The organism is Enterococcus sp. C50, assembly GCF_040887505.1.
Taxonomy (GTDB): domain Bacteria; phylum Bacillota; class Bacilli; order Lactobacillales; family Enterococcaceae; genus Enterococcus_B; species Enterococcus_B thailandicus.
The window spans coordinates 25056-38194 of the sequence record NZ_JBFOFW010000010.1; the positions used below are offsets into that span (position 1 = coordinate 25056).

General features: G+C 36.0%; 10 protein-coding genes. 8 read left to right on the plus strand and 2 right to left on the minus strand.

Annotated features, from left to right (window positions below; translation table 11 throughout):
• Positions 1-16: 16 nt before the first annotated feature.
• Positions 17-1240: a M20 family metallopeptidase gene (locus AB3I20_RS11490; protein WP_067485229.1), complete on the plus strand. Its 1224-nt coding sequence runs from the start codon at positions 17-19 to the stop codon at positions 1238-1240.
• A 384-nt stretch (positions 1241-1624) separates the two neighbouring features.
• Positions 1625-3028, plus strand: a complete 1404-nt coding sequence (gene nhaC / locus AB3I20_RS11495) for a Na+/H+ antiporter NhaC (RefSeq protein WP_067485226.1) — start codon at positions 1625-1627, stop codon at positions 3026-3028.
• Between the two features lie 494 nt (positions 3029-3522).
• Here nhaC and AB3I20_RS11500 read toward each other — a convergent pair whose 3' ends face one another.
• Positions 3523-4863 carry an amino acid permease gene (locus tag AB3I20_RS11500; RefSeq protein ID WP_067485223.1) on the minus strand — a complete coding sequence of 447 codons (1341 nt, stop codon included), beginning with the start codon at positions 4861-4863 and terminating at the stop codon, positions 3523-3525.
• Between the two features lie 258 nt (positions 4864-5121).
• Here AB3I20_RS11500 and AB3I20_RS11505 point away from each other — a divergent pair, with 258 nt between their 5' ends.
• The 4 genes from AB3I20_RS11505 to AB3I20_RS11520 all read left to right on the plus strand — a co-directional run bounded on the left by AB3I20_RS11505 (position 5122) and on the right by AB3I20_RS11520 (position 9019).
• The gene (locus AB3I20_RS11505; protein WP_368027392.1) at positions 5122-6027 is read left to right on the plus strand and encodes an oligosaccharide biosynthesis protein Alg14; all 906 of its coding nucleotides are present in this window, start codon (positions 5122-5124) and stop codon (positions 6025-6027) included.
• Positions 6028-6668: 641 nt separating this feature from the next.
• Entirely contained in the window at positions 6669-7340 is a 672-nt protein-coding gene (locus tag AB3I20_RS11510; RefSeq protein ID WP_270346331.1) for a hypothetical protein, read from the plus strand.
• 134 nt (positions 7341-7474) lie between these two features.
• Positions 7475-7984, plus strand: coding sequence for an RNA polymerase sigma factor (locus AB3I20_RS11515; RefSeq protein WP_270346328.1), 510 nt, complete (start codon positions 7475-7477; stop codon positions 7982-7984).
• A gap of 6 nt (positions 7985-7990) precedes the next feature.
• Positions 7991-9019: a hypothetical protein gene (locus tag AB3I20_RS11520; RefSeq protein WP_270346327.1), complete on the plus strand. Its 1029-nt coding sequence runs from the start codon at positions 7991-7993 to the stop codon at positions 9017-9019.
• A gap of 90 nt (positions 9020-9109) precedes the next feature.
• On the opposite strand, the gene AB3I20_RS11525 is transcribed toward AB3I20_RS11520, so the two are convergent.
• Positions 9110-10051, minus strand: a complete 942-nt coding sequence (locus AB3I20_RS11525) for a 2-dehydropantoate 2-reductase (RefSeq protein WP_067485218.1) — start codon at positions 10049-10051, stop codon at positions 9110-9112.
• 157 nt (positions 10052-10208) lie between these two features.
• Here AB3I20_RS11525 and AB3I20_RS11530 point away from each other — a divergent pair, with 157 nt between their 5' ends.
• Both AB3I20_RS11530 and AB3I20_RS11535 read left to right on the plus strand, forming a co-directional pair.
• Positions 10209-11327: a glycerate kinase gene (locus tag AB3I20_RS11530; protein WP_271027338.1), complete on the plus strand. Its 1119-nt coding sequence runs from the start codon at positions 10209-10211 to the stop codon at positions 11325-11327.
• Between the two features lie 254 nt (positions 11328-11581).
• Positions 11582-13087 (plus strand): Lsa family ABC-F type ribosomal protection protein, encoded by a 1506-nt coding sequence (locus tag AB3I20_RS11535; protein ID WP_285701603.1) that lies wholly within the window; start codon positions 11582-11584, stop codon positions 13085-13087.
• The last annotated feature ends 52 nt before the right edge of the window (positions 13088-13139 follow it).

Genomic DNA, 13139 nt, shown 5'->3' on the forward strand with positions numbered 1-13139 from the left:
AAGGGAGGAATTTTTTATGAGTACAACACAAACGACAACATCTGTAAAAGAATTTATTGCTGAAAGATTGCCAGAATATCAAGAGTTAGCATTAACGATCCACGATCATCCAGAAGTCAGTAACTATGAATTTTTCTCCTCAGAGGCATTGATTAAACAGCTGGAAAAAGAAGGGTTTACTGTTGAAAAAGAAGTTGCGGGTCATCGAACAGGTTTTGACGCTCGTTATGCTTCAGGAAAACCTGGTCCAACCCTCGTTTTTTTAGCCGAGTTTGACGCATTACCGGGCATTGGGCACGCATGTGGGCACAATTTATTTGGAACGTATTCAGTATTAGCGGCTAGCGCAGTGAAGGAATGGACCAATGAATTTGGTGGGGAGATTCGAGTCTATGGTACGCCTGGTGAAGAAGGTGGTGAAAATGGCTCAGCGAAGGGAAGTTTTGTTCGCGAAGGATTTTTTGAAGACGTGGATGCAGCTCTTTGCGTTCACCCAGCCTATCGTTATGGAAAAACCACAGAATCTTTAGCAAATGATCCAGTAGATATCAAATTTTATGGAGTTGCCTCCCATGCTGCAGGAGCACCGGAAAAAGGAATCAATGCACTTGAAGCATTAATTCAAGTGTTCAATGGGATTAACGGATTACGCTTGCATTTACCAAAGGATGTCAATATCCATGGTATTATTACCGACGGTGGAGTTGCTGCTAATGTCATCCCTGAATATGCGGCTGGACGTTTCTACTTGCGGGCAGCTAACCGTGAAACGTTGGACGAAGTATCTCAAAAAGTTGAAAACATTGTGAAAGGTGCGGCACTCAGTACAGGTACCTCTTATGAATTTGGGTTGTTCCAAAATGCAGTCGATGATGTGGTTGTCACCCCAGCGTTTGATGAACTCTTTTTTGAACATCTTCAAGAACTTGGTATTCCAGACGAAGAAATTGAAACTCAACAGCGTACAAGTCTAGGTTCATCTGATGTTGGAAATGTTAGTCAGGTAATCCCGACGATTCAACCAACTGTCTCCATCTCTGATACGTATATTGCAGGTCATTCGACTGAATTCAAAGCAGCAGCAAGAAGCGAAAAGGGACTAGCATCAATTGCGATTGCAGCAGAGCTTTTGGCAAAAACAGCACTTGATTTGCTTCAACAACCAGAAACATTAACCACAATCAAAAAAGAGCATCAAGAACAGCTTGCTAAGAAGAAAGAACAGGGATCTTCTTTCTAAAATGTTATCTTTTATTTTGAGCACAGAAAAATAAATCAGATTTTTTTGTTGACAAATATTTCTTGAGGATGTAAACTTCATGAAAGTCATCTTTTCAACAGTAGTAGCAGAGGTGTTTTGTTCAGAAAGTCGGTGGTTGCTGCGAACCGATCAAGCCATGCTAACGAATTACATGAAAAGTTCAAAAAATAAAATATGTTATTTAAAGTGAAAAACAGATCTGTTTTTAATTAAGGTGGTACCGCGGAGCAATTCGTCCTTAGTTGAAAATGGGTCTTTTTATTTTTAGCCAGAGGGGGAAGCCAAAATGAATTGTGGCGGGATGATTCGATATTATTTCTTTTTTAGTACCTAATATTTTTAACTAAAAAAGGAGAAATTATCATGGAGAAAAAAGCAAATCCGAGTTTTGTAGAAGCAACATTAGTATTAGCAGTCGTCGTATTGAGCATTGCAGTTGGGGTAGTGGGATTGAAAATCTCACCAAATATTGCTATTTTAGCAGCTATCGGGATGGTTATGGTTTACGCTGTTGTAAAGAAATACCCTTCTGAATGGTTGCATGAGGGAATTATTAATGGAATCAAACCAGGAATTATTCCAATTTTTATTTTTATTTTAGTTGGTTCATTGATCGCAGTTTGGATTCAAGCGGGAATTATCCCAACCTTGATGGTGATTGGGTTTGATTTGATTAGTGTCCAATGGTTTGTCCCATCTGTCTTTGTTGTTTGTGCGATTGTAGGGAGTGCAGTTGGTAGTGCTTTTACAGTTATGTCAACAATTGGTATTGCCTTTTTCGGTATCGGAACAACGTTAGGTTTAAGTCCAGCTTTGGTAGTGGGTGCCATTGTTTCTGGTTCTGTCTTTGGAGATAAGATGTCTCCGTTGTCAGAGTCAACGAACTTGGCAGCAGCGATTGTCGATGCAGATTTATTTAAACATATCAAACATATGATGTGGTCAACTGTTCCGGCATTCGTACTTTCGTTTTTCTTATTCATGTTCTTAGGCCACACGGATAAAGGTGCAAGTCTTTCAGCTATCCGTGAAGTCACAAATACGTTAGAAGCCAATTTTACAATTTCATTTTGGTCATTGATTCCACTTGTTTTGATGTTAGTATGTGCATGGAGAAAGGTACCAGCCATCTTAACTATTTTATTGAATATTGCTGTAGCAGTCGGAATGATTTTTATTCAAAACCCGCAGACGTCTGTGAACCAATTAGCTTCTGTAATTGAATCAGGATTTGTGGCAAATACTGGAAATGAACAAATTGATGCGTTACTAAGTCGTGGAGGAATCGAAAGTATGATGCCGACCGTTGCATTGATTATCTTGACTTTATCACTAGGTGGTTTGCTAATTGAGTTTGGGTTGATTTCAACTGTGATGGATGTTGTTTCTAAGCGGATGACCAGCACACCGAAGTTAATTTTTACAACATTGTTAACAAGTATCGGGGTCAACGTTTTCATTGGTGAACAATTCTTGTCAGTCATTTTGCCAGGAAATGCATTTAAAGACACGTTCAAAAAGGCTGGACTTGATCCAACTGTTCTAGGACGAACATTGGAAGATGGTGGTACAGTTATTAACTACTTAGTTCCTTGGGGGATTGCTGGTAGTTTCGTAGCAAGTACATTTGGTGTTCCAACATTAACGTACTTACCATTTGTTTTCTTTAGTTTGTTATCACCAGTCTTTTCAATGGTGAGTGCTTTCACTGGTTTAGGTATTTCAAAAATTGAATCAGAAGATGAATCAGAATTAGTTTCTGAATAATAGCGGCGTATTTAAAAACAGGAAAAATATGCTGTAAAAATAAGATTAGAGGGTAAAATCAAACATCATTGATTTTACCCTCTAATTGTCTAGTAAGGTTGTGGCGCAAAACGTTCAGCTCCGAAAAAATAATGAGCAACTGATAAAAATAGCATTTCATATTTTAGACAGTTGTAAGTTATTTCGAGGAGTTGCTTTGGGAACACTGTGGATAAGGTTGTGGCTCCAAGCGTTCAGCTCTGAAAAAATAAAGAATAACTGACAAAAATAGCTACTTATGTTTTTGGACAGTTATGAATTATTTCGAGGAGTTGCTTTGGGAACACCGTGGATAAGGTTGTGGCACAAAACGCCTAGTTCCGACAAGATAGCAATCATTAAAATAGTTTTCCATGTTTTGAAGTGGATGCAAGCTCTATTGAGGAATTGCTTCTTGAACACTCTTAATTAGAAAAAAGGAGGTGTGACAAAACTTTTGTCACACCTCCTTTTTGTTAGGCTTTATCAGATAAAGGAAATGGTTCCTTGGGTTTTCGATAACTAAAGAAGATAATTAGGTAAAGTAAAGCAGTCAATAAAGTAACACCAAGTATATTGGTCATTAAAATACCAATGAAAATTAAAGACAATGCAATTAGCGCAAATAGGTTGAGACTTTTATCGAACAAAGTACCTTTCTTTAGTGAAAGAACAAAAGCAGCAGAAACAATCATCAACCAAATAACTAATACGGTATAAGAAAGTGAACCTGCTAGATAACCAAATAACTCATCACCGACAAAGTAAGAAAGGATGACACCAAGGTAAAGAACACTGGTGCAAAAGAAAACTGAGCGTTGAGGTACTTGATGTTTATTTAGGACTGCAAAGGTTTTTGCAGCTCCTTTCTTATCTTTCAATCGGAAAAACAGCGTGCGCGAAGCAGCATAGACACCTGAATTGATGGAAGAAAACAAAGCTAGAACAATGACAAAATTGACAATATCCGCAGCAAATGGAATATTCATTTTTTCAAAAACCATTACGAAAGGACTCACGTTACTGTTAGCCAGTGTGTTCCAAGGGAAAATAATCAAAAGTAAAAACAAAGGAATAATATAGAAGGAAACGATTCGTCCCATCACACCTTTGACTGCTTTAGGAATAGCTTTTTTAGGATCATCTGCTTCACTAACTGTAATCGCAATCAGTTCAGAACCACCGTAAGAATAAATTACGACTAACAAAGAATTAATGATTCCTTTCATTCCATGCGGTGCAAAGCCACCATGATTTGTCATTTGTTGTAAGGTGGGAAAAACGCCATGGCCAAACATCTGTTGTCCAACTAAATAAAGACCAAAAAGAATAAGTGCAATAATTACACTGATTTTAGCAAAAGCTAACCAATATTCTGTCTCAGCAAAAAGTCTCACGGAATAGAGATTAATCAGTGTTGTGAGGACTGCTAAAATCAACACGAAGATCCACGCAGGGATATTAGGAAACCAAAGCTGTAAAAAAGATGCAGCTGCTACAGCTTCTGCAATAATGTTGATCATCCATAATGACCAGTAAACCCAATCAATAAAGTCAGCAGAGTGGTCACCAAGATAAGGGCGGATCAATCCAGAAAGGCCATGCTGGTTCTCACCATCTAAAACAAGTTTTCCTAATCCAGTCATAACAATAAATAAAACGATGCCACCAATAGCAAATGCTAATAAGACGGAGGGACCTGCGATGCTAATTGCTTCACCACTCCCTTTAAATAAACCTGCACCAATCGCGCCACCTAATGCTAGCATCGTAATGTGACGCGAACTCATTTGTTTTTTTAGTTTTGTATTTTCCATAAGCAACCTCTTTTCTGTACGTGTTTCATGAATAAAAAATAACGTTGCTTAATAATACCAAATATTCTGACAATTTCAACTATTCTAAAAAATTTTTTGGATACTTTAATCAAATCGTCATAAAATTGAAAGATAAAAACGAAAAGAATGGATAAAAAGAGAGACTAATTTTATTCATTCAGAGCATAATATTCGCTTTTCTGTTTCTATAAGAGCTATGATTAGGAAAATTCTTTATGGGAAAGTGAGGAGAATGAAATGGCTGATACTCATGAAATTTTACTCGTCGCAAAAGATAAAAACTTATATTTTTTTCCTTTCATCGACTCATTCGAAGTGATTTCTGGAAAAGACTTATTTGATGAACAGTTTTTACGAATGAATGCTGCAAAGTTTCGCCAATATCAACTGATTATTTTTTTGGATTTTGGATTTGAAGTGGCGATGGCTGCTCAAGTTCGTCCGTTGACTCAGGCAAAAATAGTTGTTTTCTTTTGGAATCACTTTAAAAAAGAACATTATGAATTATTGGAACAAGTACAAAAGGATTCAGCGATTGATGAAGTTTATCATTTTGATGCGTTGGAAGCACATGAGTTAGGTTTGAAGCACAATAGTTCCTTCTATTCTGCAAATGTCCAACTACCCAAGGAACAAATCACAACAGATTTATTTTTTGGCGCGACTGATAATGGACGAAAGAATCTTGCTGAACAGTACCGAGCAGATTTTTCAGCAAGAGGTGTAACGACTAATTATTTTATTTTACCATTGAGAGGTAACGAACAAGTTGGCTATTTAAGTTACTCGGAATATTTGAGATTAGTGGCAAAAAGCCGGGGGATTTTAGAGTTGCTTCGTGCAGGACAACAGGGCGTAACATTGCGGACATTTGAATCCATGTACTTCCAGAAGAAATTGGTGACTGGAAACGATGTGATTTTTGATTATCAATGTTACCATCCAGATAATATCTTTTTATTGTCGCAACGATCTTTGGATGAATTACCCGAATTTCTTAACCAGCCCTATCAGTCAGTTTCGCCAGAAATTCTTGATTTCTTTGATGCGCCAAACTGGGCTAAGCGCTTCTTGGCTACTGATGAACTACTTTTTGAGCGCTATGAGTACCGGGCAGATTTGCTGGAAAGATTGAAAAAGTGAGGACAACTACAAATAGCTGATACTTAGGGTGAAAATAAAAAGAAATTACGACTTAAATATATATAAGTCGTAATTTCTTTTTTTAAAGTTAGTAGAACTTGCTTTTTCATTCGGTAAGAGAACACTACAGGATAAAATCTTTTTTAGCTCCTTTTTAGAAACTTTATTAGTTATAAAATTAATTGGTTGCCTGAAAAAAATTTATAGCGACAGTTTAGTAATAAGACTGCTTTTATTGACTATTTTCTATTTTTCATTGCAAATGACGTGAAAGAGCAAATAAATTTGGGATAAGAAAATATCTATCTTGATGTATTGTAACTACAAGTTTTTATTACTAGTTGTATAGAGTATCAGTTTCACTAATTAATAAAAAGTGTTGTGGTTGATGAATAAAAAAAGGATGTCAATCTATTTTTATAGATTGAAAATAACTATTTTTAACAACTAACATAAGAAAAATTTTAAGAGTTATTGGTGCAAAAAGACACATAATAGCAGGATTATTTAAAAGTTGGTTTATTTTCATTAAAAAACATTAATGATGTTTTTTAATGAAAGGATAAGAGTTATTATATAAATATGGTAAGCGCTTGCTTTTTAGATTTATAATAACGATAACAATAGGAAGAAGGATGGTTATGAAATGGACTAAGTTTTTATTACTTTCCATATTTGCAAGTGTTGGATTATGTGTGAGTGTAAGTAAGGATGTTCATGCAGCTGAAAGAATTGGTAAACCATTATCGGGTCCTGTCACTCAAGAAGAAATCTATAATAGATATTCTGATGATGCAAGTATCCTACTGATACCTGATGGTGGATTTCTTCATGGAGAAATGATTGAAACTTCTGCTATCACAGGTGAAGTAGTTGCTTATTACAATAGTGAGACAGATTCCAGTGCTACTACATGGGGGAAATTAAAAGATAAAATGGACCAAGTGCTAGAATCAGATGATTCTGTTGCTCCCCTCAATCTTCAACCAAGAAGAGCTACCCCACCTTCAACAGTTAGAGGTCTTTCTTATGGAGCAAGTTACACATCAGATTACTTTTCAGGAAGTGGTTGGCGATTTGCAGGATATTTATTCAAAGCAATAAATTCTGCAGGACCATTATTACGTTGGGAATCTCATAATGATGGTGGAGTAATCGGAACTGAGACACAAGCTTGGAACACACTAGATTCAGGATTTGCTGAAGGAACATTAATAAACAAGAATGCTTATTTATACTTAAATGGCACACAGTGCTACTTTAATCATAATCCTCAAGACGGAACATATTATTGGGTTGGAAATGTTGATTAAATTCGGCAACTAAGCCACAATACGATTAAGCAATCTATGATAAATTTGTCATAGATTGTTTTTTTATTTGTGGAACTTTTAGCTACTTTATTTCCTCTAATAGAGTGTGTACATAAAGGGAAGGTGAATGTTAGTTGTTAAAGGAAACTTGGTTAGTAAAGAAAGCACAAAAAGGTGATGGAGAAGCATTTGTACAATTGGTTAAGCAATACGAAATAGTATTATATGGGGTTGCTAAACGTTACTTGAACATAGAAGATTCAGCAGATGCCTTACAAGAGACGATGCTCATTGCATTTAAAAAGATAAATGGGTTGCGACAGCCCAAATATTTTTATTCATGGATTACCAAAATTTTGATTAACGAATGCTATAAAATACTAAAGAAAAATAATGTATATTCGTTTCACGATCCAGATTATTCATATGAAAAATTTACGACAGAAAATACTGAAAATGATAAGTTGGGTGATTTAATTACAGAATTGAATCCAATTTATAAAACACCATTATTACTTTATTACTATAGCGGATTTTCTTATAAAGAAATCAGCACAATTATAGATGAGCCATTAGGAACTGTTAAATCACGTATTTATAGGGGAAAAGAGTTGCTAAAAAGAGAGTATTTGAAAGGAGAATAAAATCTAATGAGTCAGAAATTTGAAAAGAAATTGGAAAATTTGAAAAAAGAGGATATAGAAATTCCTTTTTTGGTAAGACATAAAGTAGATGTAGCTTATTCAAAAATCAAGCTTAGTAAAGGTATCAAACATAGATTTACCAAAAAGATTATGTTAAGTGTAGTTTTGCTAATCACCTTGTCAATAATTATTGGAATTTCTCCGATAACACAAGCCATAAATTACTTGAAATTTGGCTCATTCTCGTCCGAAAAATTGAGAGAAGAAAATTTTATTGTTGCTGACAACAGTCACTCGCAAAGTAAGGAAATAAAGATTAGTTTAGAAGAATCATATATGGATAAAAAGCAAATAGGTCTACATTTTAGTATTAGTTTTCCTAAAAATTCAAAGTTACTCTCACCTGAGATTAACTATTACAGTTTAGGATTTTCAGTCAAAGACAAGAGTAATATATTATTTTCCAATGACACGAATGACGGCTCTATGGTAGGGGCATACACTCAAAATCAATTTTTTGATAAAAAAAATAGGACTTTAGAAATTACTTATTTTTTAAATAATTATCAGACTGAATTTTTAGCTGCAGAGGATAAGCAGAAGATAGAAATTACTAAAATCACAGGAACGATTCAAGGAAATACTAAAAAAGTTAAGCAGGGATTTTCACATGTAGAAACTGTAACAACTGAAGGGAAATGGGAGTTACCGCTGAGCACAAGAAATGTAGAAAATTTTCCGGAAATAAGATATACGGGAACGATAGTAGAAAACGGTGAGTTAGTAAAAGGGCAAGCTTTTCCAACGATGTTTAGAGTAGAAATAGATCCTTTTGAGTTTGCTAAAAACACAACAGATATAAAACTTGTTTCAGTAAAAAAGGGAAAAGTGAACGAACACAAATTATTAAATAGCTCTTCAGAAAATGGTAAACTGATTTGGTATTTTGAGTATTCAGATTATGATGAACCGAATGAAGTAAGACTTCAAATAAATAATAACAATGTAGCTACTTTGAGTAAATCTAAAAGTTAGCTTATTCCAAAGTTTGTATAGATTTTTTATGAATAAAGTAAAAATAGAAAAGAGCTGCGACAAAATCAACTGATGTCACAGCTCTTTTTTCTATTTTGCCCCCAAAAGGCCTTCTTTTGCATGAACGAGTTGCGTTAAGAAAGCACAATAAGGTGTTTGAATACCATATTTTTGTCCTTTGCGCCAAACAGCACCATTTATATAATCAATTTCAGTCAAACGATGATTTTTGATTAAGTCTTGATACATTGAAGGGTAATGAAGACCGATATTTGCAGGATCATAAGTTGCTGCAATGTGCTCGTTGACTTCTGGTTGGTCAAGCTGAATCCCTTCTTCAGCAGCAACAGTAGCAAATTCTGCAACAATTGTTTCAACAATCTCATTTGCGACGGGTTGTTCCCCAAAGCCAGCGATGTTGCAATCTAAAATCGTACATAAGCCATTTAGTGTACCGTTGACACAAGCTTTACGCCAAATCGAATAACGAACATTTCGACTATAGACCGGATTTAGGTTTGCTTCGTCAAAAACACGAACGACTTCATGCGCAAAAGTTTCGCCCTCAGGTTCAAGATTTTCTAATTCGATTTCACCATTTCCCAATAAGGTTACTTTCCCTGGTCCATCCAAACCGGCAGTCCACATTGTGATACCAAATAAAATGTTTTTCTTAGGAACATATTTTTCTAACACATCTTCATGTCCTAAACCATTCAATAAACAAAGAACATGGGTCTTTTCAGTAATAATTGATTGGATTGCGTGGAACATGTCGTCTAATTGATTTGCTTTAGTTAATGCAACGATCAAATCAACTTGTGTTTGACTTTCAATCAATTCTTCAGGTGAATAAATAGGAATTTTGGCAACAACTTCTTCTCCATTGAAGTCTGCAACCAAGCCATGTTCTCGAATAGCTTCAATATGTTCGGGCCAACGATCAATCAAAATCACGTCATTCCCACTTTGATGAAGCATTAGTCCGATTCGGCTACCCATTGCGCCTGCACCAGCGATAGCAATTTTCATGTCAGTTCTCTCCTTTAAAATTCGTTTCTTAAAACCGTTCTATTCTAGTATATAGAAAAAAAGCAAAAATTAGGATTGTTTTGTTTGATAAAAACGAAGAAAAGTGTCTAACTGAAAGAAAGAGAATCTAAAAAAAGTATGTCAGGAGGCGAAGTAAATGAATATTTTGGTTGCAATTGATTCCTTTAAGGGAAGCGCGACTTCATTTGAATTAAATCAAGCGGTTGCTCGTGGCTGGCAAGCCGTTCATTCAACTGACCAGTTAATAAACGTCCCCATTGCAGATGGCGGAGAAGGGACAGCACAAGCTTTGTTCTATTCATTAGGTGGGAAATGGCAAAAATTTTCTGGGGGAGACTTGTTATTTAGAAAACATGAAAGTCGCTATTTGATTACCCAGTGGCAGGGGAAAAAAATCGCAGTGATTGAGTCTGCTGAAGTGATTGGTATTGATTTACTGGAACAAGCAACAGATCAAACAATTCGTTTAGCTTCTAGTTTTGCATTAGGAGAAATAATTAAGGATGCGTTAGCACAACGAGTGGATGAAATTATCGTTACACTAGGTGGCAGTGGTTGTTCGGATGGCGGGTTGGGCTTACTGCAATCTTTAGGTGCAAAGCTGGAAGGCGTAAAGGATGGCAACCCATTACTGACAACGGAAAAAGTCAATTTTCAGGCAAGTAAAGCCCACTTTTCTCATACAAAATTACGAATTGCTGCGGATGTAACTAGCCCGTATACTGGCGAAAAAGGAGCAGCAAAATTATTCGGTAAACAAAAAGGAGCATCACCTGAAACAATCGATTTTTTAGAGAAACAGGCAAAAAAACTAGCGAAACAATGGTCCAAAGAATATCAAATTGACCTTGAAAAAATTCCGGGAAGTGGAGCAGCTGGTGGCATAGGTGGTGCGTTATTTTTACTTGGGGCACAGATGATTAATGGCTTTGAATTGATTAGCCAAATGATCGAACTAGAAGCAAAAGTAAAACAAGCAGACTGGATTGTGACGGGTGAAGGGAAAATCGATCAGCAAACAATCCATGGAAAGGTTCCTTATGGTGTAGCCATGTTAGCGAAAAAATACGAGAAACCGATTATTGCTTTTTGCGGCAGTCGCCAGCCCGATTTAGGGGAATTAACCAACTATTTGCCAGCAGTTTTTAGTATTCAATTAGGACCAATTCGATTACGTGAGGCAATGGAGCATGAACGAACAATGGAAAATATTGCTATTTTGGCGGGAAATATTTGTCAACTTATCCGTCGTTAATTTTTTTGATTGACAAAAATTTTAAATCTGTGTTAACGTAATAGACAAATAAACCAAAGTGAGGGATCCGTGCATTGAAAAAATAAGTCAATTGATTGAAGCTGCATTCAGACTGTACCTTGATGAAACAAGGGAGCAGTGTGCAGATTTTCAGAATTGGCTAGTTTTTCAATGGAGGGGTCTTTTTTTGCGCCCGTACCTTTGTGACCAGTTCTGAAAATAGGACTGGTCTTTTTTTACGAGGTGAATTATTGATGTCTAAAATCGAAATAAAACAACTGACTTTTGGTTATGATAACCAAGAAACAACTATTTTTAATGAAGCAAACTTAAACTTTGATACACAATGGAAACTGGGATTGATTGGCCGAAATGGTCGTGGTAAAACAACACTCTTAACGATTTTACAAAACCAATTACCTTATCAAGGACAAATCGTCCATCAACAAGAATTTGTCTATTTTCCGCAAAAAACACAAGACACCAGTCGCTTGACTTATTATGTCTTGAATGATGTAACTGATTTTGAGATTTGGGAAATTGAACGCGAGTTGAACTTGATGGAAACAAATCCGGAGATCTTATGGCGTCCGTTTGATACTCTTTCTGGTGGCGAAAAAACAAAAGTTTTATTGGCATTGTTATTTGTGGACGAAGCCCATTTTCCTTTGATTGATGAGCCAACCAATCATTTAGACTTAGCTGGTCGGCAACAAGTAGCAAAATACTTGAAGAAGAAACAACAAGGATTTATTGTAGTTAGCCACGATCGGGCGTTTATCGATGAAGTGGTGGATCATGTATTAGCAATTGAAAAAACACAGTTAGAACTCTATCAAGGAAACTTTACTGTTTATGAAGAACAAAAACGTCTTCGTGATGAATTTGAACTAGCGCAGAATGAAAAAATCAAAAAAGAAGTTAGTCGGTTGAAGAAAACAGCTGCAGAAAAAGCAGAATGGTCTCGTTCGCGTGAAGGCGATAAAACGAAGAAACGTGTCGGATTTGTTGATACTGAAGATCGCCGAAAAAACCTCGGAGCAATTGGTGCAGACGCTGCTCGAACGATGAAACGCTCCAAGGCCATTGTTAATCGAATGGAAACCCAGATTGGGGAGAAAGAAAAATTGTTAAAGGATATTGAATATATTGATGCGTTGACAATGAATTATCAGCCTTCTTATCATAAACGCTTGTTGAGTGTAGAAGAGTTGCAATTGAGCTATGAGTCACCATTGTTTGAAAAAATTAATTTTACGGTTGAGCAAGGAGAACGAGTTGCATTAGCTGGTCAAAATGGTGCTGGAAAATCTTCAGTAATTTACTACTTGCTAAACCAATTTCAAGGAATAGCCGAAGGAAAAGTGGGCTATCCTCAGAATCTCCGAATTAGTTATGTTCGCCAAAATTATGAAGACAATCGTGGAACGCTTAGTGATTTTGCTGAAAAAAATCAAGTAGACTATCAAGCTTTCTTGAACAATTTGCGGAAACTGGGAATGGAACGTGAAGTTTTTCATAATAAAATTGAACAAATGAGTATGGGACAACGAAAAAAAGTTGAGCTAGCTAAATCATTAGCACAACCTGCTGAATTATATATTTGGGATGAACCATTGAATTATTTGGATGTATTCAATCAAAAGCAATTAGAACAACTATTGCTTACGGTCAAGCCAGCGATGCTTTTTGTTGAACATGATCAAACTTTCTTGAAGAAAGTCGCAAATCAAGTGATTACTTTAACGCCAGTCAACTAGTTCTTGCTTTCTTGAAAGGTGGACGTTGATGAAAGCTTTTGGTATGTTGTAG